We start from the raw sequence: 24280 nt of genomic DNA on the forward strand, positions 1-24280 counted from the left end.
CAGATAAAAATGAAATATAGCCGTAATAACCTGAGTTGAATAATAAGTTGCAACAAAGGAGTATTTAGTGATAGTCACTAAAAATTGAATTAATGAGGTGTTAACTCGGTATTATTGGTCTTTAGCGGCCAATTTTAGTTCTATCATGCTTAAGATAGAAACAAGTACTACGAGTGATTTGCTGTCAACAGAGTTACATTGTGTAGCTCAGCTAAAAATTACGCATAATCGAATATGAGTGGCGTTTTTGATTTATAATGTTGGTTGTATGAAATAATATTTCATCGTCACCTAAATATATGACATAGTTCCACTGCTGTTATTTGCAACCATTTTATGGAGAAAAATAAGCAATGGGTATCAACAGCCTCAGTAATTAGGCAATTAAAATATATGGATAAGATTGTAATGGCCTAATAAATTTCCTAGAAATTTATATCTTACGGAACTAAACGGAGGGGATAGCCGTAAAATCAAAAGTGTTAACCCATGACAGTCACGGTTCTAAGAATTAAAAATGCAATTTAAGTGTGCCTAAAGGGATAATGGCATATTAACAAAGCCACTTAGACCCTCTACAGAATTAGTTGACTATTACAAAATCAAATATCCTCAAATAATGAAGATTAGCCATATGATTAATAGTGAGATTACCTTCCGTAAACTTGAAATATTTCTCGCTTTTATGGAAAAAGGAAACATTGGTCGAGCTGCCGAACAGCTTGAACTGAGCAATGTTAGCGTTCATCGTGCTTTGCATACGCTAGAGGAAGGCATGAATTGCCAGTTATTTGTGCAGAATGGACGTAATTTACAGGCGCTACCTGCCGCTTATACTTTGGCAAAGTATGCTCGGGACATTCTCGAACTGACAGAACACTGTATCGATGTTACTCGTCAGGTGGCTGGTGTTGGGCAGGGTCGAATGAAAATTGGGAGTATGTATTCCCTCACGTTGGAAACTCTTCCTCAAATTATCATGGGGATTAAGCTGAGGCGACCTGATGTACAAATCGACCTAACGATGGGATCTAATCAGGATCTACTGACCCAGTTAGTGGATCGGCGGTTGGATGCGATCATAATATCGGTTACTGATAGTCAGATAGATACGACTCAGTTTGAAATTCTCCCTCTATTTAATGATGATATTTTTATCGCTGCGCCGATAACATCTCCACTTATCACTGAAGGGTGTGCTGATTTACGCAATTTTAAAGGGCAGAAATTTATCTCTTTAGGCGAAGGTTTTGCGACCAACCACAGTTCTCATGATGCATTTAAAATAGCCAATTTTGAGCCTGATATTGTTGCTAGAGTGAACGATATTTTCTCTATGTTAAATTTAGTACAAGCGGGTGTCGGCTACTCGTTAGCACCAGGAAGAATGAAAAAAATCTATGAGAACACTATCAAAATGATACCGCTATGTGATGAATACCAGATAAGACAGACTATTGCTGTAGTGTTTGCTCACAAACGTGAACGCGACCCCAACTTGCTAGCGTTAGCGGCTGAAGGGCGAATGTATGCTAGAAGCATTGAGGCGCGAATGGTGAATAAGATAAAATGCTCAGCCACTTTGATTAACTTTTAGCGTTCGTCATGTGTCAAACGCTTGGCTAACGCGATAACTAACGCGATCCCACTTTGTTCAAGGGAGATAGCTTCCCCTTGTTCCATCACTTTTTTAGTTAGTCCGGTTAAAACAGTACCGGGTGGCATTTCAATCGATAGGCGAATTTCTCGTTCGTAAGCTGCTACCATGGTATCGTGCCAGTGTACAGTGCGTGACATATTGAATGCTAGATCGTCTGCAATCTTCTCCGGCTGCCATAGAACTCGTGCAGAACTACCGCTCAGATAAGCAATATCGGGGCGGCGTAGTATAACCTTGAGCATTGCCTGAGCAAGCTCATGAGCTGGTTCCGTCAAAAGCGCACAATGAGAGGGAACGCTTACAGCGAGTTGATGGGTTTTATGCGCACCTTTCTGTTTAGCTAGCAGCATCACTTTCTGCATTGATTCGTCGCTTCCAGCGATGACTAACTGATCTTCTGAGTTAATATTTGCGAGATAAACAGGCATTTGGGGAGTATTGACTTGCTCAATTAATGTTTCAATAACCCTTTGAGGTAAGCCAATAATTACCGATAGTCCGTATCCCTTAGGATAGGCGTTCTCCATCAATTCACCCCGCAGAGAAACGAGTTGTACGGCATCGGTATATTCTAACGCACCAGCGATAACGGCAGCGGGATAGGCACCGATTGATAGTCCGCTAGTGAAATGCGGTGTTACGCCGTGCTCTTCCAATTCACGTGCATAGGCGACACCAGCAATTAGCAGGCAAAGCTGAACTGCCCGAGTTTTTTTCAGCGTAGTGGCGCTATCCAACGTCAAAACATCTTCATGTAGGACATCGCAAGCTTGTTCCAGCAGGCGAGCGCTCGTCACTGTTCTTGGCAATTGATGTAACATATTTGGTACTTGAGATCCCTGTCCCGGAAAAGTGAATGCTATTTTCATGGAGTCTCCTGAAGCGGATGCCAAGGGTTATCGGTCAGTCGTGGACCTCTGGATGTTTTTAGCATGGCACATCCATCACGTAGCCATTCATTGAGAGCGAAAGCGCCGAATGGTGTTTCTATTTGTACATCAACCCGACAGGAAAACTGTTGTAACCGCTGGGATAATGAGTGATAAATTGATGGTAAAACGGGATGTGGGCAGAAGATGACGAGATCCAAGTCACTATCTTGATGCATTACGTCAATACCAGTTGCTAGCGCATAGCCACAACTGCCGGTGATACCCCAGCGCCAAGCGCTAAGATCACGATGTAGCTGTATCAGCGTTAGAATGGGCGAATAGTGAGCAAAGGGAGAGCGTTGAAGTGCCGCAATGTCGGCAATCAGAGACTCTGGTGTAACGACTTTGACGATAGCATCTTGTTTTATCCAAGCCGCTGCTCGCTGGCAACGGCGAGAACCTCGTATTCCTACAGGAATATTGCTAAGAGTATCTTCATCTCTGCGAACAACTAGCGGTAAAGCAGGGTGCCAGTGACAGGATACCCATTCAGGCAGCCCTTGAGGATGAAACAAAGATAAGCTCTCATCTACCCATAGCAAGTCGTGCGGACGTAATATATCCAATGGTGCCTCCTTAGTATTTTTATGCTGCCCCAAACAATACATATGTAAACTTCCTTACCCTTATAATCCCACTATGAAAGTGAAATAACCCGATGAGTGTTTTTTTTCGCTAACTCATCAGGCGATACGGACTATTCTACAAACCGACTGTTAAAGAAATAAACAGCGGTAGTGTAAAGATACATAGGATGGAAGTTAGCAGCAGTGTTGCTTCGGCATCCGGAGATTGCACGCCAAAACGATTGCCAAACACGACACCAAAGAAGCCAGCGGACAACGCTATCATTAGGATTGCGGTAATTGCTACGTCACCGTGCACACCCATAGCGAGAAGGATACCCCAAGCGATAAATGGTTGAATAATCAGTTTAGTCACAGTGGATAGGATAACGGCACCGTTAATTTTTAATTTGCGAGCAGACAAAATAATACCGGTCAAAAACAGTGCTGTAGCGGTTGCGGACAAACCTAATGGTTTAATCGATGCTAGAATGATATCTGGAATACGGATACCAATCGCAGACAGAACAACCCCCAATAGTGGTCCCCAAACGATGGGCTTTTGAACAGAGCGCCACATTAGCACTGGGAGCATAGAAAGGCTGGAACCATGCATTGCTCCCGCGGCTTTGGCCTTTTCACGCTCTAGAATTAGCAGGCAAAAAGGTGTCATCAGAACCGAGCCACAGGCGATAGATACGGCTACCGAGAGTGAGGTGCTTGAGGATTCGCCCAGTACGCTACCGAGTATAGGCAAGCCCAATGCGGCATAGTTAGGAAGAGCGACGGTCAACGTAAGGACAGCAGCATCTTGCGGAGATTTACCAAATACGCCTATGGAGATGAAGTAGATGGCGGCATAGATTATCCACATGGATAGCACTAGGATGACGATCAGCGGAGATTGTTGAACGATGCCTGCCCACGGTGTTTGAACAGTGGCAGTGAATAAGGCGGCCGGCAGAGCAAAGTCCATCACAAAAATATTTAGTAACGAGACGTTCTGGTTATCGACCATCTTAGCTTTACCCGCATAAAAACCGAGCAACATGATCACGAAAATGGGTGCCAGAGCATGAATTATCATGTATGTCATAAAATTACCTGTTAAATAAAAATAATGTGGAAATTGCACAGACATGACGGATATTGTTTCCGTTTTTAACATCAAAATGAGGCTCGACTAGCGTCTTCTTGCTAGACGAGCCTTAGATGGTATCTGCCGTGCATATTTATTTTGCTTCTCGCAAATTTTTACCATTCAGCGCGCATGCGTTCGCGAACCTGCGATGAACTTTGACGGTTAGCAGCCCCAAGACGATGACTCAAATCGTTGCCTTGTTGCTGATTTTTCTCAATGGATTCTGCAATAGCTTCTCGTACCTGAGTAACATCGAAAGGTTTGGCGTTATCGGGGTCATCAATATTCATTAACCGGTCTAATAAGCCCAGCGTGCTATAGTTAGCAATATCATAGGCCATAGGAGGAATAGAAGACGCCAATTTTTCCAGCGATTCAACAGAGCGTAAGGTAATACGTGCTGCAGACTCTTTGCCCATCGCATGGATCATAACGCCAGCGTTATTGAATGCTATTAGGCTGTTGGCTTGATAGCCGTGAGCCAGAAAAGCCCCAGACATTGCCTTACCAACGATCAACCCGATTATCGGGTGTCCTGCGAGCCGAGCTTCAGCATATGCGCCAGCGGCTCCAGCTAGCGCCTGATGAATACCGAAAGCTTCTTCTCGACGTCCATAGGCTTGGCTTGGTACATCAATTACGGCAACGATGGCACGTTTTTGTGGTTTATTTGCATCTTCCGATATCACCTGATTTACTACCTTCGCTAGAGTCCAACCTTCCAGTAGTCCGACTTCACCTTGCGTCGCTCGCGGGTAATGGTTATTGGCATCAGGTACTACGGCAATGAATCGAGTGGGATAACCATTTATCTGACCATCTGCGGCCTTGACTGATGCGCATAAACCGTGAACTGGTGTTGTTTTGTCTGTTAAGAGGGAGAACCAATAATCTCCTCGGTTTAAAGGCGTTTTGCTCATGTGCGATCCTCCTGTGAGTACAGTGTGGTAACTAAATCAGCGGTTGCCTGCTGATGAGTATCGAACTGCGTCAGCTTCTGTAGGTAATAATCAAAGTTATCTGAGCGTTTTTTAGCAGGAACACCAAGCTTCAAGCATGTGCTCATTGCTGCTTTTACGTCGTGTAGAGAATCATTCACCATGTAGTCAACTAAACCACTACGGTAACGAGCCTCTCCTCCAGTCATACTCCATATAAAGGGACGATCGCGGGAGTCGTATTCCTCAATACCTGCTTCTTGCTCTATTACTTGTGGGCCATTTAGCCCTAAACGAGCTTCACGGGTCACTATCAGATAGCTACATAGTCCAGCAGCGATGGACATACCACCGAAACAACCAACTGTTCCCGTCGTAATGCCAACGACAGGGGTGTAGCGGCGCAAATCGACGATAGCGGCGTGAATATCGGCGATGGCAGCCAATCCAAGGTTGGCCTCTTGCAGGCGAACGCCTCCGGTTTCCAGTAGCAAAACAGCTTGTGTAGGTATGCCATTACGGTTATCTTCTGCTGCCAGTTCTAAAGCGGACGCCATTTTAGCGCCAGAGACTTCCCCCATACTACCGCCTTGAAATGCACCTTCAACGGCGACAACAACGGCGGGTTTTCCGTTGATAGTTCCTTTTGCTACCACCATACCGTCATCGGCTTGAGTAACAATGCCCTGTGGCTCTAGCCACGGCGATCTGATTTGTTCAAACGGTCCTAATAATTCGCGAAAAGTACCGTTATCTAGTAGGTTACGTGCTCGATCCCGTGCATTAAGCTCGATAAAACTGATGTCGTTACGCATGATTACCCCCTTCTAAGCGCGCTCCCTCAAAGACTTGTTCTATTCTTAAGCGGGCAACGCCTGGTGTTGCACCAAAATCATCAATTTGTAGGTTGCCGGAAGGTATAGCCCGCTGTGTACTGATGCGTTCAAACAAGTGTTGCCAGCGTTGAGCGCTACCGTCCACAGAGGTTTTAATGATGATGGTTAACGTTTTGCTGTTGTCTGGCTCAAATAAAGCTTCCATATCGCCAGAGCCGACGACGCCGGCTAGAGCACGGTTCGGCAACATATCTGTTGCTAGATAATTTAGTTCAATTCGTTCCATAATACCCTCTTATATCTTGTTCATCGGATCGCGCGACCCGGTCGAGGAATAGTGTGGCTGCCAGCAGATCTGCTGCGCCTCCGGGGGAAGCATTATCCGTTAGCATGCGTTGTTCCAATTGAAAGAAAGCCTCTCTTCCTGCACGTTGGCTCATGCCACCAGCTTGAAGTACTGCCTTGGCTCCTTGTTGCATAGCTATCAATGCTGGCATACCTCCGCGGGTCAGTACGCAGGTATCACTTAGCGAGGTCATGATTGCGATTAGAGCATCAAGGCGAGCTTCTTTCTCTTTAGCCCCCTGTAGCCGACTAAGCCTTAATTGAGGTAGAGCCAACTGCATAATGTGCGGAAAACCTTGTTGAGCCTCTTCTCGAGCGCCCGGTACGCGGTAACGCTGAGTTGCGTGCCGCCCCTTACTGAACATGATTGGGCTGACATCATCGGGTAAACTAGCTAGATTAGCGGCATACTGAACAGTATCTTCTATCTTTGCGGTTGCACCGCTGACCGCCATGGCCGTGACGAGTAAACCTAGCGCCCAAATTGCACCTCGATGAGTGTTGACCCCCCCTGTGGCAGCCATCATTTGACGTTCACCTTCACGACCTAGTCTTCCAACTTCCTGTCTAAGGGCGATATCCATAGCGCTTTGCCATCCTCGCAATACTAATGCGTGAAAGGTAGGGGTCAGACTGTGGGCAGAGCATTCCATCAACGCTAACGTCAAATCTTTGTGTGCCCCCGAACCGCGCCTATCAACCAGACCGGGTTTTGGGCTTAGATGCACTTCATCTAAGAGTGCTTGAGTGGCGTGTTGGGCTAAGCGTGCGGCAATCGTATTGACCTGATTATCGAAAGAGCAGGTGTGAAGTTTCATTACCAGCTCCGAAATTTTGCTGGTGGATTGTATAGACCGCCGGACCAGTCAACTAGGTCGGCAACGCTACTTGCCGCGAGCAGCGAACGGCTGGCATCAGTACGTTGAATACCCATATCTTCTGGAAACGCGACCTTACCTTCACGGCGCAGTTGAGCGACCCGTTTAGGATCAACCCCCAGACCAATATCTGTGATACCTGCAACAGCTGCGACCATTGCACGGCGTTCCTCTAATGTTTTGCCACGATATAGATAGGCAATACCTTCTTCAGTCAGTACATGAGTAACGTCATCACCGTAGATCATGACGGGAGCCAACGGCATATTAGACTCTTTAGCAACGTCAACAGCCTCTAGTTTTTCCATAAAGGTTGGCTTAGAACCTGCTTGAAAGGTTTCTACCATTTGTACAACTAGCTTGCGACCGCGAGCCATTGGATCTTCTTCTTCTATCATATCCAACCACGCTGGCGTAGCATGGCGCCGACCGTGTGGGTCATGGCCCATATTTGGTGCTCCGCCAAAGCCGGAGAGGCGACCTTTAGTGACGGTAGAGGAGTTAGCTAATCCATCAACCTGTAATGTTGAACCAATGAACATGTCTACTGCGTATTGTCCTGCCATTTGACAGAAAGCGCGGTTAGAACGCATTGAACCATCGTGCCCAGTGAAAAATACATCGGGACGGGCTGCAATATATTTTTCCATACCAAGTTCACCGCCGAAACAATGTACGGTCTCAACCCAACCGCTTTCAATGGCAGGGATTAAGGTTGGATGTGGGTTCAGCGTCCAGTGCTTACATATTTTGCCTTTTAGTCCTAGTTTTTCACCGTAGGTAGGCAGGAGTAGTTCGATAGCTGCCGTGTTAAAGCCAATGCCGTGATTTAGTGATTGAACCTGATGTTTGGCATAAATACCTTTAATCGCCATCATACCCATTAAAATATGAATAGGTTTAATCAGGCGTGGATCACGGGTAAATAACGGTTCAATAAAGAAAGGTTTGTCAGCCACTACCACGAAATCAATCCATGAACCAGGAATATCTATGCGTGGTAAGTCACATTCTTCGTCCACCAGTTCGTTAACTTGAGCGATAACGATGCCGTTTTTAAATGCGGTAGCTTCTACCAATGCGGGAGTATCTTCTGTACTGGGACCAGTATACAGATTACCGTTACGATCGGCTTTAAAACCAGCAACTAACGCAACGTTTGGCACCAAATCGACGAAAAGTCGTGCATAAAGTTCAATATAAGTATGGATGGCTCCGATTTCTAATAAACCATCCTCCAGTAGTTGTGAGATACGCAGACTCTGCGTACCAGAAAAAGAAAAATCAAGTTTACGAGCGATACCTTTTTCGAAAATATCCAAATGCTCAGATCTGCCAACGCTAGGCATGATCATGTGTAGGTCGTGGAGTTTTTTGGGATTAACGGCGGCAAGGCTACGAGAAAGAAAATCAGCTTGTTTCTGATTATTGCCTTCCATCACGACTCGGTCGTTAGGGGCGATTAATTTTTCAAGGGCAGCAAGAATATCCTGAGTCGGAATAACTTTACCTTGAACCTCTGACTTCACACTATCAATACGACGCTGCTTTTCAGTGCGTCGAGTGTTCCAGTCACGGGAAGATGCTTGATGAAGCGACATACCTAAACCTCCTCGGTTTAATTTGTTAGCACATCACATGAGGTGATTTTGTTCAGCAAACGTAGATTAAAACTCGGAGTAAATATCATCAATGAAGTAGACGGATGAATCATTAGCTTTTAGCTAATGATTCAGGGAAGTGTTTTTAAATATTGGGCTAGTTCATTTTTAGAGTTGTGATATCAATTGTCATGAAGGAGAGCTACATCAGCATGTGCATTCAAAAAGGTTATTTTATATCGAGAAAAGAGGATGATAATAAAGACCATTGCTGTATAAATCAGTAATGGCCTTCTATTTTAAAGATGCAATTTATGTATTAGATTTAGGAAAAGTTATTTTTCGGTGAATCTTTTCAGCTTTCACTTCAATTTTCGCTAATGACTATCGTTAGCTTTGGTGCTTGATGGCTTTTGTATCTTGGCTGTCTGGTATCAAGACCAAAGCACTGTTTAAGATTTTTTCCGTAAAATAAAGCTGCCTTAATAACCCACTGATTTTAGTCGTCGGTTGTAAGATAAATTAAACCAAGAACAGAGTCGCTAGGCCTAAGAAGATAAAGAAGCCACCAGTATCTGTAATTGCCGTGATCATCACGCTAGAACCAATCGCAGGATCTTTGCCGACTTTGATCATAATTAGAGGGATTAGAACCCCCATAATTGCAGCCATCAGTAAGTTTAACACCATTGCTAAAGTCATGACTGCGCCCATCGCAATATCGCCATAGAGTAGGTAAGTGACAACACCCATAATACCGCCCCAAACAATACCATTTATAAAGGCGACCCCTAGCTCCCTAACTAACAAGAAAGAGAAACTACCATTCTGAATTTGATGCAGGGCGATAGCGCGTACAATCATGGTGATTGTTTGGTTACCTGTGTTCCCGCCAATACCGGCAACGATAGGCATTAAAGTGGCTAAGGCGACGAGTTGAGAAATAGTGTCTTCAAATAGCCCGATAACACGAGAAGCGACAAAAGCGGTACAAAGGTTGATAGCAAGCCAAGTCCAACGTGTTTTCACTGCTTGACCGACGGGGGCGAAAACATCCTCTTCTGGGCTTAACCCCCCCATACGACGGATGCTATTGTCGTTTTCTTCGTTTAAATTATCAACGATATCTTCAACTGTCAGACGGCCCATCAGTAGACCGTTACTATCCACAACGGCAGCAGAGATTAAGTCATAACGTTCGAACGCACTTGCTGCATCTTCACCTTTTTCATCAGGTAAGAAGGTCACTGTGTCTGTTTTCATCACATCAGCGACAATCGATTCAGGTGATTTAGTCAAAATCGTAGTAAGAGGTAATTCACCTTGTAAATAATTATTACTGTCGACAACGAAAATCTTATCAGTTGCTTCGGGAAGTTTACCGCGCTGACGCAAGTAGCGTTGAACTGTTTTTAGTGGAATATGTGGACGGACAGTGACAAATTCAAAGTCCATCATCTGGCCAACGCTGTCTTTAGCATATTGCAGAACTTCACGTATACGGCTACGTAAGCTCGGGTCAAGATAGGTTAAGAGCCTACGCATGGTATCTTGCGGTAAATGCTCTGCAATATACGCTTGTTCATCGACATGAAGATTAGCAACAGCGCGAAGTAGTTCTCGGTCAGACATATCCTTAATGAGGCTGTCCCAAACAGCGACAGAGGCTTCAACTAACACTTCACCACGTTCGGTATTATCGACCAAACGCCACAGTGCTAGACGCTCATCATAAGGTAACATTTCCAAAATATCGGCGATATCAGCAGCATGTAAATCAACCAGCAGCTCCTTGACTGCATGAATTTTTTCACTTAATGCTTTGTCATTCATACTGACGTGTTGATCATGCTCAACAAGGGTTTGGACAAACTCTTCATCATCCAAAAATAGCGTTAGGATTTGCTGGCGAATATAGGCTAATTTTTGAGAGTGCGGATTGACAGTTGGTGCCGCATCGGTTGAGAAAGCAGGTTGTGACATTTTAATCCTTAAAGCAATGACAGGTGTTTACAACACCTTTATTTAATCCGTCTATGAAGAAACACGCCTATTTTGCCATTTATTGGTCATTGACCCAAATAAATCTCAATAATCCATAGCAAACAAGCATGAAGCCGACTAATCCCTTACGAAAAATAGCAAAATTGCACGCAATACTCATCGTAAAACTAATTGGGTTCTTCACGTATATTCAAGTTCCAGCCCGGTACATCTTCCCAATAGGCGCTCTCTTTTTCGAGGTCAAGTAGCATCAGTGCATTTTGCGATAGATACTGCGCTGGGAGATAAAGTGTCCAATGTTCATCATCAGTTTCTAAACGCAATGATGAGGGGGTAGTGGTTGATTGACGTTGGTTATTTAATAGTATCGATAGCCGTAAAATTTTTATTAACGGTAAAAACTGTTTTCTTTTGTATAGATTAAATTTCGGAATATCATCAAATTTAATCGCACGGCGATGATTGCGCACTAGGGTAGCCAGCAACAGTTGTTGCTCCTGATTAAATCCCGGTAAATTCGTATTTTGCAGGATATAGGCAGAATGGCGATGTAAACCGCTTTGGTTAATATGCAAGCCAACCTCATGCAGCATAACCGCCCAGATCAAAATAGCTTCAAGTTGTGGGTTAACCAGTTTTGGGTTTTGCTGGCCCCATTGGTGGTACAGTTCTTCCATGGTCTTCAGAACACGCTTTGCTTGCTCTCTATCAATATTATAATGTTCAGCAAGACTTAGGGCAGTGCGTTGACGGATATCTTGGTGGCGAAAACGGCCTTCCATTTCATACAGTACACCCTCACGCAGTGCGCCATCAGAAAGTCGTAATTCTTGAATATTTAATGAATCAAACACGGCACATAATATGGCAAGACCGGGCACAAAGACATATTTGCGGTCTGTTGATAAACCGGGAATATCGACGTCAGAGAAGGTCTTATATTTCAACGCCATTTGTTTGATTTTTTCAAGACGTTCGCGAGTGATAATACCATCGCGATCACCCATTTCGGCGATTACTGAATGTGAGGCTTTAATTGTGCCTGATGCTCCCATGGCGACATCCCACTGCAATTTTTTAAATTTTGTAGCGATATGTTCTAGTTTCAAACAAGCAGATAGATAAGCACGGTTGAAATTTTCAGACGAAATCGTTTCATTGGGGAAATAAGTACGCGCAAAGCTAACACAACCCATTCGACGACTTTCGATCAATAGCGGCTCAAATTTTTCACCAATGACTAATTCTGTAGAGCCTCCACCAATATCGATAACCAGCTTGCGACCTTTCTCAGGCTGAGTATGTTCGACACCCATAAAAATAAGTCGTGCTTCTTCTTGCCCTGAGATAATTTCGATTGGGTAAGGAATGATTTTTTTAGCACGTTCTAAAAATTCTTCGACATTGGTGGCGACACGTAAGGAGTGAGTTCCGACGATACAGACGTTTTCTTCGGTAAAACCTTGAAGCCGTTCAGCAAATAGGGCTAAACAGGCTAACCCGCGCTCCATTGCTTCTTCACTAAGCTCATTGGTATCACTTAAACCATCAGCAAGGTGTACTCGTTGCTTTAAACGTGTGAGCACTTGTAGGGCACCGTTAACAATTCGGGCAATAACCATATGAAAGCTATTGGAACCGAGGTCGATAGCCGCAATTTCTTGGGGTCTAGGCGTCGATGTATGAGTTAATGGCATAGTATTAGGACCTTGTCTCAGGCGTTTCTAGTGATTTCAAATAGTCATATACGGCAAGCTGCGAACGGATTTTGCGCTTGTTACCGCGGGGAACATAATGATTACTGAGATCTTTGTCAACATAGCGAGCCTTGACGGTATCGTTAAATTGTAATTCGAGGATATTTAAAACAAGTTGTTTAAGTCGACTATCGACTAGACGTACCGCAACTTCAATTCGATAGTCGATGTTTCGTGTCATCCAATCCGCAGAGGAAATAAACACTTCTTCATCCCCTGCGTTCGCAAATACATATACACGATCATGTTCCAGAAAGCGGTCGACGATACTCGTCACTTGAATGTTTTCACTGTAACCCGGTTGACCTGCAACTAATGAGCACATTCCTCTAATTAATAATCGAATTTTTACGCCAGCATTGGAGGCATCATAAAGTTTATCGGTCAGTTCTTTATCCACCAAGTTATTAATTTTTAAGGTGATCCCACTCGGTAAGCCAGCAAGCGCATTGGTAATTTCTTTATCTATTAACTCATTAAGTTTGGTTCGTGTATTTTGCGGAGAAACCATCAAATTATCGAAAGTGACAGGGCGGTATGGATTTTCAATAAAGCTGAATACTCGACGAACTTCATTGGTCATTTGTTCATTTGCAGTGAGCAAAGAATAGTCAGTATAAAGGCGGGCTGTTTTTTCATTAAAATTACCCGTTCCGATATGTGCGTAACGAACAATTTGACCGTCTTCCATTCGTGAAATAATAAATAATTTAGCGTGAATTTTCAGACCTGGCGCAGAGAAAATAACATGTACGCCCGCTTCCGTGAGCCGTTTAGCCCAATGAATATTGGCTTCTTCGTCAAATCGAGCTTGTAATTCAACAACTACGGTGACTTTTTTACCGTTATGAGCTGCATGGATCACCGAGTCAATAATGCGAGAATCTTTGGCAACACGATAAATATTAATTTTGATAGACAGTACATTCGGATCAAATGACGCTTGTCTGAGTAACTCTAAGGTGTGTTCAAAGGTGTAATAAGGGTAATAGAGCAATACATCTCGTTCACGAATTGCATCAAACCCGTTCCGGAAATTGTCAAACCAGCGGTGACGTAAGCGTGGAAGCGGTTTATTAAGTAGATTTTTATTCCCTTCATTTGGAAAATTAATAAAATCTTTAAAGTTATGATAACGCCCACCCGCGATTACGGAGTCATCATTAGATAAACCGAGTTTTTCACGTAGTACTGCCACCATTTCATCTGGCATATCTCGTTGATAAACAAAACGGACTGGCTCAGCCGTCAAACGTTGTTTCAATGTGGAAGACATAATTTCAAGTAAACTAGATTCCATTTCCGTGGCGATATCATATTCCGCATCACGAGTCATTTTCATGGAATAGGCATTTAACTTGTCGTAATCAAAGAAACCTTTAAAAATTTCATCAAGGGTATAACGCAGGATATTATCAATCAGCACCATGGATTTACGGCGCTTTGGCATTTCTGGCGGCAAGTTAACGAATCGCGGCACTTTATCGGAAGGGATTTCTAACAAGGCATATTGAACATTGCTTCCATTAATAATTTCAACGGCCAGATAGGTGTAATCATCTTTTAAGAATTCCACCAGATTGGTATCTGGATTAATTAGAATCGGGGTAATGTGCTGGCGCAAGTTTTGCCGAAAATACTGACGCAGCCAAATTTGCTGGCGAGGTGATATTTGTCGCTCATTAATCAGGAATATTTGGTTACGTGCCATTTCAAGCAAGAGGTCATTATACAAAATATCGAACTCTTGCTCTTGTTTGGCGACTTTATTTTGGATGCGCTTAAGAAGATGACGGGAGCCACTGGCTGAACCGCGCTCTTCATTAATTAAGATACGCCGTTTCACATCAGCAAAACGGACTTTGTAGAATTCATCTAAATTATTGGAGTAAATGCCCAAAAAACGCATACGTTCAATAAGAGGATTTCGCTTATCTGCGGCTTCTTGCAAAACGCGTTCGTTAAAAGCAAGCCAGCTTAGCTCTTTTTCATGGTAGAGACGTTCTTGCGACATTGTTGCTCCATATTGTACCAATTAACTTATTTAAGGATGAATAATCTACCTTTTACTAAACTTGTTGCTTAATCGTTGCATGCGCACTCACTACACTTTCAGGATTTGTTGCCTGTGCTTTACTTGCAAAATACTGATGCTGAAAAACGCACATGCGAATCGCTGTATGGTAGCGACCATTGACGAAAAACTCATCAATGAGTTCACCTTCCGTATGAAAGCCTAGTTTATTATAAATATGGATAGCTTTGATATTTTCTTTATCTACGATTAGGTAAAGTTTATATAAATTGAGTACTGAGAATGCATAATCCATTGCCAATTTTGCAGCCCGTGACGCATAACCATGGCCTTGATGGTTTGGTGCAATTATTATCTGAAACTCAGAACGGCGGTGAATATAATCAATTTCGACCAATTCAACTAAGCCGACTTTTTGGCTATCGTTTTCTACAATAAAACGCCTTTCAGATTGGTCGTGAATATGCTTATCGTAAAGATCACTCAATTCGACAAAGGCTTCATAAGGTTCTTCGAACCAGTAGCGCATCACGCTGGCATTATTATCGAGTTGATGGATAAAAGGTAAATCTTCACGTTCAAGTGGGCGTAATCTAAATACTTGTGTTTGCCCGGTTGTCATAAAACACCTCAATGTTGTTTAGTCAATATACAGATTTATAGGCGCTGTGACCTTTAGCGAGCTAATAAAATTCAGTCGATTTATTAGTTAACTCAATAAATAAGGATACCACTTATTTGCAATAAAATAATGACTCAAAGCAGAGAGTTTTTCTAACTGGTGAAGATTAATACGGTTTATTCTTAATAAAGAATCGATAAAAAGGGCAAAGATTTCTCTTTGCCCTTAAAAGAATTAATGTGCTATCGCGGACTATTCATTTATATAGCCTTGTGGTGCTAAGCATACTCCATCTAAATAAGCATGATTGTTACTCATCACAAGGCGTTCACTGATAAACCATTGCACTACGATTGGGTAGATGATGTGCTCTTGTGCTTTAACACGCTCAATCACTTCATCTTCTGTATCATTTGCATGTATTGGTACTTTGGCCTGCAAAATGACAGGGCCACCATCAAGTTCTTCAGTGACAAAATGGACTGAGGTGCCGTGTTCAATATCACCATTTTTTATCGCTTTGCTGTGAGTATGTAACCCTGGATACTTAGGTAATAGAGAAGGGTGAATGTTCAGCATTTTTCCAGCATAGTGTTTGACTAAATCCGCAGTTAAGATGCGCATAAAACCCGCAAGTACTACTAAATCAGGTTGATACTCATCTATTAATGCCATCAGTGCGCCATCATATTCTTCACGGCTGGCAAAAGGTTTGGCGCTCAATGATAAAGCAGGGATCTCTGCTTGTTGTGCACGAACCAGCCCATAAGCATCGGGCTGGTTGCTGATTACAGCAACAATTTGTGCCTGAAGATCCTGTTTAGTCGCTTCAATCAGTGAGTGTAAATTACTACCACTGCCAGAAATGAGAACAACAATCTTCTTCATTAGCGGATAACAACCTGCTCTTCACCTGTTGGCTGCTCAGCAATAGAACCGATTTGCCATGCCGTTTCACCCAGAGAGTTAAGTAGCGCTAATGCAGACTCCACTTCACTTTGAGGTAGCGCAATAAGAATACCGACCCCACAGTTAAAAGTGCGGTACATTTCGTGACTTGTCACGCTACCTGCTTGTTGTAACCAATCAAAGATAGCGGGCCATTGCCAGCTCTTTTCATTTATTTGCGCTTGAGTATTTTCAGGCAATACGCGAGGAATGTTTTCCCAGAAACCACCGCCAGTGATATGTGCTATGGCATGAATATTTGATTTTTCGATCAGTTCGAGCACATTTTTCACATAAATACGCGTTGGTGCAAGAAGGTGGTCAGCAAGTGATTTACCCTCAAGTTGAGTCGCATTCGGGTCTACTTTACTGACTTCAAGTATTTTGCGAATTAATGAATAGCCGTTTGAGTGGGGACCACTTGAAGCAAGCGCTATTAGGGCATCGCCAGCACTAACTTTACTGCCATCAATGATTTCAGAACGCTCAACGACACCAACACAAAAGCCAGCAACATCATAGTCTTCACCATGATACATGCCGGGCATTTCAGCCGTCTCACCGCCAACTAATGCACAGCCTGATTGCTTGCAGCCTTCTGCAATTCCAGTTATTACACTAGCCGCAGTATCGACATCTAATTTACCCGTTGCATAGTAATCTAAGAAAAATAGAGGCTCAGCACCTTGTACAATCAAGTCATTAACACACATCGCAACTAAGTCGATACCGATAGTATCATGACGTTTTAAATCCATCGCGAGGCGTAATTTAGTACCAACACCATCAGTACCAGAAACTAAGACAGGTTCACGATACTTTTGTGGCAGGGAACATAACGCACCAAACCCTCCTAATCCTCCCATTACTTCTGGGCGGCGAGTCTCTTTCACCACACCTTTAATTCGTTCAACCAATGCGTTACCTGCATCAATGTCAACACCGGCATCTTTATAGCTGAGAGAGGTTTTATCAGTCACTGCGGCCCCCAAGGCGATTGCTTTTCGGAAAAATAAACTTCAATGATGACTATTCTAACAGGCAAAGCAAACGTTTGCGATAGCTTTGTGAATGAAATAGATCTAACATAAAAATGAGTTATTTCTGATTGTTTTGACATCAATCAAACCGATTCTAGTGGCAAGCTATATAAAAAGAGGTATAATCTCGCGATTTTTTTTTGCGCTGGCATCTAAACTAGTAGGAGAATTCCATGAAGATCGTTGAGGTAAAACACCCTCTCGTTAAACATAAACTCGGCTTGATGCGAGACCATGATATAAGCACCAAACGCTTTCGTGAGCTGGCATCAGAGGTTGGTAGCCTACTGACTTATGAAGCAACCGCTGATCTAGAAACTGAAAAAGTCACTATCGAAGGTTGGTGTGGCCCTGTAGAAATAGAGCAAATTAAAGGGAAAAAAATCACCGTTGTTCCAATTCTGCGAGCAGGTATCGGCATGATGAATGGTGTTCTTGATAGCATTCCAAGTGCGCGTATTAGCGTTGTGGGTGTTTATCGTGATGAAGAAACCTTTAAGCCTGTTTCCTATTTCCAAAAATTAGTTTCAAATCTTGATGAGCGTATGGCTCTTGTTGTTGATCCAATGTTAGCAACAGGTGGTTCAATGATTGCAACTATCGATTTGCTGAAAAATGCAGGTTGTAAATCAATTAAAGTATTAGTTCTGGTTGCTGCTCCAGAAGGGATTGCTGCATTAGAAGAAGCACACCCAGATGTCGAACTGTATACCGCGTCTATTGATCAATATTTAAATGAAGACGGGTACATCGTTCCAGGGCTAGGTGATGCTGGCGATAAAATATTTGGTACAAAATAATAATTAGCCGACTTAGAAGTCGGCTTTTTTTTAATTAAAAAACGCATTAAGGGGATGAATTAAAATGACACGTCGCACGATCAGTGTTGAAGAAAGGCCACCACTACTACAAACCATACCGCTTAGTTTTCAACATCTGTTTGCTATGTTTGGGGCAACAGTTATCGTACCGATTTTGTTTGGTGTTAACCCTGCAACCATTTTATTATTTAATGGTATTGGGACATTGTTATATCTCTTTATTTGTAAGGGCAAAATACCCGCTTATTTAGGGTCAAGTTTTGCGTTTATTTCACCTGTTATGATTTTACTCCCATTGGGTTATGAACTCGCACTTGGGGGATTTATTATCTGTGGTGTGCTGTTTTGTGTTGTGGCATTGATTGTGAAGGTCGCAGGGCGAGGTTGGATTAACGTTATCTTTCCTCCAGCAGCAATGGGAGCGATTGTTGCCGTCATTGGTTTGGAATTGGCCCAAACCGCAGCCAGTATGGCGGGTTTACTCCCTAAAGAAGGGGCACCTGTCGATTCATCAACACTTATCATCTCTATCACCACATTGTCTGTGACGATTGTTTGTGCTGTTGTGTTTCGTGGCTTTCTCTCTATTATCCCCATTTTAATCGGCTTCTTAGCCGGTTATGCATTATCTTATTTCATGGGTATCGTGGACTTCACCCCAGTTATTGAAGCACCATGGTTTGCTGTTCCTACTTTTTATACACCTCGTTTTGAATGGTTTGCGATTTTAACTATCCTACCAGCCGCATTAGTCGTTATTGCTGAACACGTTGGTCACCTTGTGGTTACAGCGAATATTGTTGAGCGTGATTTGATGAAAAATCCTGGCTTGCATCGTTCTATGTTCGCAAACGGTTTCTCCACTGTTATTTCTGGGTTTTTTGGTTCAACGCCTAATACCACTTACGGCGAAAATATTGGTGTAATGGCAATCACTAAAGTCTACAGTACATGGGTGATTGGTGGCGCAGCAATTATTGCCATTTTATTATCCTGTGTGGGTAAATTAGCAGCGGCTATTCAGTTAGTGCCAGTACCTGTTATGGGTGGGGTTTCATTGTTACTTTACGGCGTTATCGGAGCATCCGGTATTCGTGTTCTTATTGACTCTAAAGTGGATTATAACAAACCGCAAAACCTGATACTCACTTCAGTGATTTTGATTATTGGTGTTAGTGGTGCTGTTATTCATATCGGTCAAGCTGAGTTAAAAGGAATGGCATTAGCGACAATCGTCGGTATTGGAATGGCATTATTTTTCCACTTTATTACCTTCGTTCGTCCAGAGAAACAGTATATCACTTCAGAACTTGAAGAAGTTGATACACATAATTCTAAGAAATAATTAACCTCAATATACCCGCTTGAACTCGTGTCTGCGGGTATAAATTATTGCCAGAGTGGTGAAAGCTCCGGCAGTTGGATTTCTTCCTGTTCATCTAACCTTGTAATTTATGGTAAACTTACAGGTGATAATTGATTTGCACAGCCAGAGGTGCTTCTGAACACACCATCGCAGCTTTCACTACCACTTTATCTGCCCGATGACGAAATTTTTTCCAGCTTCTATGCAGGGGAAAATCAGGCGTTGTTATCTGCAATTAAACTCGCCATTAATCAACCACACGGCAGTTATATCTATTATTGGTCTCGCGAAGGGGGCGGTAAAAGCCATCTATTACATGCGGCCTGTACTGAACTAGCTGAGCAAGATATGGCGGTAGGCTATGTCCCCCTAGATAAACGAGCCTATTTTGTTCCTGAAGTTCTTGACGGCATGGAACACCTTTCTCTTGTTTGTATCGATAATATTCAATGTATTGCTGGCGATCCTGAATGGGAAATGGCAATTTTTAATCTGTATAATCGTATCTTAGAAATAGGGCGGACGTGTTTATTGATTACTGGCGATAGGCCACCACGTCAAATTGATTTAACGCTTCCTGATTTGGCTTCTCGGCTTGATTGGGGCCAGATCTACAAACTGCATCCTTTGAGTGATGAAGATAAAATTTGTGCATTACAGCTGCGCGCACGGATGCGTGGATTTGAATTACCTGAAGATGTTTGCCGCTTTGTGTTAAAACGACTCGATAGAAAAATGGGCACCTTATTTGATATTTTGAACAAATTAGATCACGCATCTATCGTGGCACAACGTAAACTCACGATCCCCTTTGTGAAAGATATTCTTAAATTGTAAAAAATGGCAGTTAAACTGCCATTTTTCAATATTAAAACATCAAATTTGGCGTTATTGATTGGCTTTAAAAACCCGGATCACATCATTTGTCTATGCTCCTCGGATAGCCGGTATTACTTGTTGCCTAAAAATATCTCAAATTATTTTCTATACAAGCCGATTTAAATAATTTCAAGCACCTGTTCAGGTGGACGACCTAATTTTGCTTTATCATTTTTAACAACAATCGGGCGTTCAATAAGTTTGGGGTTATCATGCATCGCGTTAATCAACTGATCTTGCGTTAATTTGTTATCCTCAAGGTTTAATTCCTTGTAGAGTTCCTCCTTAGTACGCATTAATTGACGGGCATCGTTGAATCCTAATGATTTTAAAAGTTGCTTAATATCAGTGATGCTTGGTGGGTTTTTCAAATATTCGACAATAGTGGGATTTATCCCTTTCGATTCAAGTAGGGCGAGTGTTTCCCTGCTTTTGGAACAGCGCGGATTATGATAAATCGTAATTGTGTCCGTCATGGCTATTGCTCCTTATGGCTTTGCATTGCTGTCTCTTATTTGTAGTTTTCTTAGCTCATCAATACGCGCGTCATAACGCAGTTGTTCATAACTGCCTAAACGACTTTGTCGGCTCGCGTCACTGAGATAATTAATGGCGTTATCATAATCAGCTCGAAGTGCCATGGCCTCTGCGTACGCCGCTATCTCTTCAGCCCGCTTACCTTGTTTGGCTGATGATTCTGCCAACAAATTCCAGCCATTTAAATCGTCAGGATAATTAAAGGTATACCTGTTGAGTAATGAACTAGCTTCTGAGTACTGATTATTGTTTATTAACGCATTAGCAAGGTTAATTTGTAATACAGGATCATTCGGTGATTTTTTCAGCGCGTTCTGCAAACGAGTAACTGCTTTACCAACACGATTTTGTTCAATATCTAAATCGGTCATGCTATCAATAAACCAAGGATTATTTGGTTGTTTTTCAAGCAAGCTAGAGACTATTTTACTCGCTTCGGCATATTTTTTATCTTGTGAAAGTTGTAAGGCTCGGCCATAATCTGCGGCAATTCGTTCTTGAACGGTACCTTTGCTATAGTTTTCAATGATCTGGTCTAATACATGCTGTTGTCCAGTGGTATACATTGATAGAATACGCACTCTCGCTAGCATAAAATCTTCAGAAGAAGGCGCGACGACTTTAGGGTACTGATAAGAGCGGTTACGTGCATCAGCTAAACGGCTATCGGGTAGTGGGTGAGTCAGCAATATTTCAGGAGGCTTTGACATATACCGAGTCTGATCTGACATAACTTGCATAAAATCAGACATGGCATGTGGGTCAAAACCGGATTTCCTAAGGGTTTGAAGCCCTATTCGGTCAGCTTCTTGTTCATTGGCTTGAGTAAAGCTAATTCTGCCTTGTTGAACACCTGCGAAAGTCCCTGTTAATGCTGCAAAACCAGCTTGTGGGTTTGCCATCACCAATAATAAAGAACCAATCGTACCAGCAATTGCAAGCGGTGTTGTGCTTTTCTGGTCTTCCATCATACGAGCTAGATGGCGCTGAGTAACGTGGGATATTTCGTGTGCCATAACAGAAGCCAATTGGCTCTCATTTTGGCTATAACGGAATAGGGCAGAGTGAAGCACTACGTTACCGCCAAAGTAGGCATAAGCGTTAATATTTGGGTTATTGACTAAATAAAATTTAAAGGGAGTTTTGACCGAATCGGCATTTTTAACCAGCCGCATCCCAAGTTTATTGATGTATTGATTGAGAAGTGGGTCATAAATCAATGGTGTACTGGCACGAATTTGCCGAGTGATAGCATCACCCATGATGATTTCTTGATTAATGCTCAAAGTACCGCCCGCAGTTGTGCCAATATCCGGCAGGGTATCTTCAACTGCACTATATGCGGGAAATACAGCGACATTGAAGCACGCTGCTATCAACAAAACCAGAAGTGGATTTTTCAGTTTTTTATTCATGAAACAATTGCATCCCGTACAACGATTAATTTTGAGATCAATCCATGATAGCAAAAGCTACCGTAAAGTCTTTTATTCGGTATAATTTTCGTTAATTTAGGAACTGTCTTTAAAGCATTAATTTTCAAGGAGCGCATAAATGCTGGATATGTTATTACAATGGTATCGACGACGTTTTGCTGACCCACAGGCTGTTGCACTGTTTACTTTGCTTATCGCCGGATTCTGTATCATCTTTTTTTTCAGCAATATATTAGCTCCCTTATTGATGGCTATTGTCTTGGCCTATTTACTTGAATGGCCAACTCATTTACTTGAACGCCTTGGATGTTCGCGTGTTGTTGCAGTAAGTATCATTTTGACCTTGTTTGCTGGAATAAGTGCCATGGTTATTTTAATTATTGCACCAACAGCATGGCAGCAGGGGTTAAACCTTGTTTCTGATTTACCAAGCATGGTTAATCGATTTAATGAGTTCGCCCAAAAATTACCAGAACGTTATCCCGCATTAGTGGACGCGGGTATTATCGATATGATGGCTGATAATTTGCGTAGCCGTTTATCAACAATGGCGGAATCGGTTGTTAAAATGTCAGTTGCTTCATTGATCGGCATATTTACGTTGGCTATCTATGTCGTTCTTGTGCCATTAATGATGTTTTTCTTACTTAAAGATAAACAAAAAATTATTCGCAGTGTGCAAAAGCTATTACCAAGAAATCGTTTATTGGTAGGAAAAGTTTGGCTGGAAATGAACCAGCAAATTACTAATTATTTGCGCGGTAAGATCATTGAAATGGTTATTGTAGGTATCTTTACTTATGCAGGCTTTGCCTATTTTGATTTACGGTATTCTGTATTATTAGCAGTATTAGTGGGGATATCTGTATTAATTCCGTATATTGGTGCTGTGGCTGTTACGATTCCTGTTGTCATCGTAGCACTGTTTCAATGGGGAATTGGTAGTGATTTTTGGTCATTAATTATTGTTTATCTTATTATTCAAGGCTTGGATAGTAATGTGATTGTTCCATTACTATTTTCTGAAGCGGTTAATCTTCACCCACTTGTCATTATTTTATCTGTCGTAATCTTCGGTGGTTTATGGGGTTTTTGGGGCGTCTTTTTCGCTATCCCGTTGGCAACATTGATTAAAGCTGTGATTAATGCTTGGCCGGAAGATATCACTGATAATAATGTTTCATCGTAATAGTGGAGATCATATGCAAACAAGAATTGAGCTTCAACGAGGTGATATTACTAAAGTAGAAGTTGATGCTATTGTCAATGCCGCCAATAGTTCACTTTTAGGAGGCGGTGGTGTTGATGGGGCAATCCACCGATCTGGTGGGGCTGCAATTCTTGATGAATGCCGCCAAATTAGAGCAAGGCAGGGTGGTTGCCATCCGGGTGATGCGGTTATTACCACGGGTGGAAAATTGCCTGCAAAATATGTGATTCATACAGTGGGGCCTGTTTGGCAGGATGGTGCTCATAATGAAACAGAAATACTAAAGAAAGCCTATTTGTCTAGTTTAAAGTTAGCCAGTCAGAATCAAGTTGAAACTATCGCATTTCCTAATATTAGTACTGGCATTTATCATTTTCCAAAAGCGTTGGCCGCACAAGTTGCATGTGAAACTGTGATGCATTATTTAGCTGATAATGCACTACCCAAGACAGTGATTTTTGTCTGCTTTGATGACGAAAACTATCATCTTTACCAACAACAATTGCAATTTTAGCCTAATTTTTCAGGGTATCAGTAAAATTAACAGGCTCAGCAAATAAGCTGAGCCTGAATTCATGCATTCTGTAATCTATGCCAGTAACCTACATACCTGCGTGAGGTGCGACAAGATTGCGGAGATGATGATGCTCAATATAAAAGTTTCAATCCACGCACCTGCGTGAGGTGCGACATCACGCACAATGGCGTTGTACCAATCTTTCTTGTTT

22 protein-coding genes and 1 CRISPR repeat array (1 of these 23 running past the window's edge) are annotated in these 24280 nt (G+C 42.5%); of the genes, 6 read left to right on the top strand and 16 right to left on the bottom strand.

The genetic code is table 11. The features are described 5' to 3' along the window. The first annotated feature begins 634 nt into the window (after positions 1-634). Positions 635-1597, top strand: a complete 963-nt coding sequence (locus tag OOA_RS04275; RefSeq protein WP_008910897.1) for a LysR substrate-binding domain-containing protein — start codon at positions 635-637, stop codon at positions 1595-1597. Here the strand turns inward: OOA_RS04275 and mdcH are convergent. The 14 genes from mdcH to purM form a co-directional block, all read right to left on the bottom strand. Then, the gene (mdcH, locus tag OOA_RS04280; protein ID WP_008910898.1) at positions 1594-2529 is read right to left on the bottom strand and encodes a malonate decarboxylase subunit epsilon; all 936 of its coding nucleotides are present in this window, start codon (positions 2527-2529) and stop codon (positions 1594-1596) included. The two genes, OOA_RS04275 and mdcH, sit on opposite strands and share 4 nt — an antisense overlap. Further along, the gene (locus tag OOA_RS04285; RefSeq protein WP_008910899.1) at positions 2526-3200 is read right to left on the bottom strand and encodes a malonate decarboxylase holo-ACP synthase; all 675 of its coding nucleotides are present in this window, start codon (positions 3198-3200) and stop codon (positions 2526-2528) included. The genes mdcH and OOA_RS04285 overlap by 4 nt, the downstream gene beginning before the upstream one ends. 94 nt (positions 3201-3294) lie before the next feature. Continuing rightward, positions 3295-4254: an AEC family transporter gene (locus OOA_RS04290; RefSeq protein ID WP_008910900.1), complete on the bottom strand. Its 960-nt coding sequence runs from the start codon at positions 4252-4254 to the stop codon at positions 3295-3297. A 158-nt stretch (positions 4255-4412) separates the two neighbouring features. Next, positions 4413-5219 (bottom strand): biotin-independent malonate decarboxylase subunit gamma, encoded by an 807-nt coding sequence (gene mdcE, locus OOA_RS04295; RefSeq protein WP_008910901.1) that lies wholly within the window; start codon positions 5217-5219, stop codon positions 4413-4415. Then, on the bottom strand, positions 5216-6052 hold the full coding sequence (locus OOA_RS04300) for a biotin-independent malonate decarboxylase subunit beta (protein WP_008910902.1): 837 nt from the start codon (positions 6050-6052) through the stop codon (positions 5216-5218). The genes mdcE and OOA_RS04300 overlap by 4 nt, the downstream gene beginning before the upstream one ends. Then, positions 6045-6359 (bottom strand): malonate decarboxylase acyl carrier protein, encoded by a 315-nt coding sequence (gene mdcC, locus OOA_RS04305; protein ID WP_008910903.1) that lies wholly within the window; start codon positions 6357-6359, stop codon positions 6045-6047. The genes OOA_RS04300 and mdcC overlap by 8 nt, the downstream gene beginning before the upstream one ends. After that, entirely contained in the window at positions 6346-7236 is an 891-nt protein-coding gene (locus tag OOA_RS04310) for a triphosphoribosyl-dephospho-CoA synthase (RefSeq protein ID WP_008910904.1), read from the bottom strand. Before OOA_RS04310 ends, mdcC begins: the two co-directional genes overlap by 14 nt. Then, entirely contained in the window at positions 7236-8897 is a 1662-nt protein-coding gene (gene mdcA / locus OOA_RS04315; protein WP_008910905.1) for a malonate decarboxylase subunit alpha, read from the bottom strand. Before mdcA ends, OOA_RS04310 begins: the two co-directional genes overlap by 1 nt. A gap of 522 nt (positions 8898-9419) precedes the next feature. Continuing rightward, positions 9420-10880, bottom strand: a complete 1461-nt coding sequence (gene mgtE / locus OOA_RS04320) for a magnesium transporter (protein WP_008910906.1) — start codon at positions 10878-10880, stop codon at positions 9420-9422. 188 nt (positions 10881-11068) lie between these two features. Beyond that, complete coding sequence (gene ppx, locus OOA_RS04325) at positions 11069-12598, bottom strand: exopolyphosphatase (protein WP_008910907.1); 1530 nt, start codon at positions 12596-12598, stop codon at positions 11069-11071. 4 nt (positions 12599-12602) lie between these two features. Beyond that, the gene (ppk1, locus tag OOA_RS04330) at positions 12603-14672 is read right to left on the bottom strand and encodes a polyphosphate kinase 1 (protein WP_008910908.1); all 2070 of its coding nucleotides are present in this window, start codon (positions 14670-14672) and stop codon (positions 12603-12605) included. A gap of 55 nt (positions 14673-14727) precedes the next feature. Continuing rightward, entirely contained in the window at positions 14728-15315 is a 588-nt protein-coding gene (speG, locus tag OOA_RS04335) for a spermidine N1-acetyltransferase (protein ID WP_008910909.1), read from the bottom strand. A 252-nt stretch (positions 15316-15567) separates the two neighbouring features. Continuing rightward, positions 15568-16203, bottom strand: a complete 636-nt coding sequence (gene purN, locus OOA_RS04340; RefSeq protein WP_008910910.1) for a phosphoribosylglycinamide formyltransferase — start codon at positions 16201-16203, stop codon at positions 15568-15570. Then, the gene (gene purM, locus OOA_RS04345; protein WP_008910911.1) at positions 16203-17243 is read right to left on the bottom strand and encodes a phosphoribosylformylglycinamidine cyclo-ligase; all 1041 of its coding nucleotides are present in this window, start codon (positions 17241-17243) and stop codon (positions 16203-16205) included. Before purM ends, purN begins: the two co-directional genes overlap by 1 nt. Before the next feature lie 233 nt (positions 17244-17476). Between purM and upp the strand changes: the two genes are divergently transcribed. The 3 genes from upp to hda all read left to right on the top strand — a co-directional run bounded on the left by upp (position 17477) and on the right by hda (position 20327). After that, complete coding sequence (gene upp, locus OOA_RS04350) at positions 17477-18103, top strand: uracil phosphoribosyltransferase (RefSeq protein WP_008910912.1); 627 nt, start codon at positions 17477-17479, stop codon at positions 18101-18103. 64 nt (positions 18104-18167) lie between these two features. Continuing rightward, on the top strand, positions 18168-19469 hold the full coding sequence (gene uraA, locus OOA_RS04355; protein ID WP_008910913.1) for a uracil permease: 1302 nt from the start codon (positions 18168-18170) through the stop codon (positions 19467-19469). Between the two features lie 150 nt (positions 19470-19619). After that, positions 19620-20327 (top strand): DnaA inactivator Hda, encoded by a 708-nt coding sequence (hda, locus tag OOA_RS04360; RefSeq protein WP_008910914.1) that lies wholly within the window; start codon positions 19620-19622, stop codon positions 20325-20327. A gap of 161 nt (positions 20328-20488) precedes the next feature. On the opposite strand, the gene arsC is transcribed toward hda, so the two are convergent. Beyond that, positions 20489-20845: an arsenate reductase (glutaredoxin) gene (gene arsC, locus OOA_RS04365; protein ID WP_008910915.1), complete on the bottom strand. Its 357-nt coding sequence runs from the start codon at positions 20843-20845 to the stop codon at positions 20489-20491. Positions 20846-20857: 12 nt separating this feature from the next. Next, complete coding sequence (bepA, locus tag OOA_RS04370; protein WP_008910916.1) at positions 20858-22321, bottom strand: beta-barrel assembly-enhancing protease; 1464 nt, start codon at positions 22319-22321, stop codon at positions 20858-20860. Between the two features lie 139 nt (positions 22322-22460). Here bepA and OOA_RS04375 point away from each other — a divergent pair, with 139 nt between their 5' ends. Both OOA_RS04375 and OOA_RS04380 read left to right on the top strand, forming a co-directional pair. Next, the gene (locus tag OOA_RS04375; protein ID WP_008910917.1) at positions 22461-23531 is read left to right on the top strand and encodes an AI-2E family transporter; all 1071 of its coding nucleotides are present in this window, start codon (positions 22461-22463) and stop codon (positions 23529-23531) included. Between the two features lie 13 nt (positions 23532-23544). Next, positions 23545-24066, top strand: a complete 522-nt coding sequence (locus OOA_RS04380; protein WP_040690785.1) for an O-acetyl-ADP-ribose deacetylase — start codon at positions 23545-23547, stop codon at positions 24064-24066. Positions 24067-24211: 145 nt separating this feature from the next. Further along, positions 24212-24280: a CRISPR direct-repeat array (repeat unit 32 nt; unit sequence GTTTCAATCCACGCACCTGCGTGAGGTGCGAC) (it continues 1273 nt past the right edge of the window).

Origin of the sequence: Providencia burhodogranariea DSM 19968 (assembly GCF_000314855.2) — a bacterium.
In the GTDB taxonomy this organism is placed as follows: domain Bacteria; phylum Pseudomonadota; class Gammaproteobacteria; order Enterobacterales; family Enterobacteriaceae; genus Providencia; species Providencia burhodogranariea.

Bases quoted from the DNA above. Each gene is read 5' to 3' on its own strand.
- uraA (WP_008910913.1), top strand. From the start codon at position 18,168: ATGACACGTCGCACGATCAGTGTTGAAGAAAGGCCACCACTACTACAA.
- arsC (WP_008910915.1), bottom strand. From the start codon at position 20,845: ATGACGGACACAATTACGATTTATCATAATCCGCGCTGTTCCAAAAGC.
- mdcA (WP_008910905.1), bottom strand. From the start codon at position 8,897: ATGTCGCTTCATCAAGCATCTTCCCGTGACTGGAACACTCGACGCACT.
- mdcH (WP_008910898.1), bottom strand. From the start codon at position 2,529: ATGAAAATAGCATTCACTTTTCCGGGACAGGGATCTCAAGTACCAAAT.
- OOA_RS04300 (WP_008910902.1), bottom strand. From the start codon at position 6,052: ATGCGTAACGACATCAGTTTTATCGAGCTTAATGCACGGGATCGAGCA.
- OOA_RS04275 (WP_008910897.1), top strand. From the start codon at position 635: ATGATTAATAGTGAGATTACCTTCCGTAAACTTGAAATATTTCTCGCT.
- mdcC (WP_008910903.1), bottom strand. From the start codon at position 6,359: ATGGAACGAATTGAACTAAATTATCTAGCAACAGATATGTTGCCGAAC.
- mdcE (WP_008910901.1), bottom strand. From the start codon at position 5,219: ATGAGCAAAACGCCTTTAAACCGAGGAGATTATTGGTTCTCCCTCTTA.
- bepA (WP_008910916.1), bottom strand. From the start codon at position 22,321: ATGAATAAAAAACTGAAAAATCCACTTCTGGTTTTGTTGATAGCAGCG.
- ppk1 (WP_008910908.1), bottom strand. From the start codon at position 14,672: ATGTCGCAAGAACGTCTCTACCATGAAAAAGAGCTAAGCTGGCTTGCT.
- ppx (WP_008910907.1), bottom strand. From the start codon at position 12,598: ATGCCATTAACTCATACATCGACGCCTAGACCCCAAGAAATTGCGGCT.
- purN (WP_008910910.1), bottom strand. From the start codon at position 16,203: ATGAAGAAGATTGTTGTTCTCATTTCTGGCAGTGGTAGTAATTTACAC.
- OOA_RS04375 (WP_008910917.1), top strand. From the start codon at position 22,461: ATGCTGGATATGTTATTACAATGGTATCGACGACGTTTTGCTGACCCA.
- upp (WP_008910912.1), top strand. From the start codon at position 17,477: ATGAAGATCGTTGAGGTAAAACACCCTCTCGTTAAACATAAACTCGGC.
- OOA_RS04285 (WP_008910899.1), bottom strand. From the start codon at position 3,200: ATGTATTGTTTGGGGCAGCATAAAAATACTAAGGAGGCACCATTGGAT.
- mgtE (WP_008910906.1), bottom strand. From the start codon at position 10,880: ATGTCACAACCTGCTTTCTCAACCGATGCGGCACCAACTGTCAATCCG.
- OOA_RS04380 (WP_040690785.1), top strand. From the start codon at position 23,545: ATGCAAACAAGAATTGAGCTTCAACGAGGTGATATTACTAAAGTAGAA.
- speG (WP_008910909.1), bottom strand. From the start codon at position 15,315: ATGACAACCGGGCAAACACAAGTATTTAGATTACGCCCACTTGAACGT.
- OOA_RS04310 (WP_008910904.1), bottom strand. From the start codon at position 7,236: ATGAAACTTCACACCTGCTCTTTCGATAATCAGGTCAATACGATTGCC.
- OOA_RS04290 (WP_008910900.1), bottom strand. From the start codon at position 4,254: ATGACATACATGATAATTCATGCTCTGGCACCCATTTTCGTGATCATG.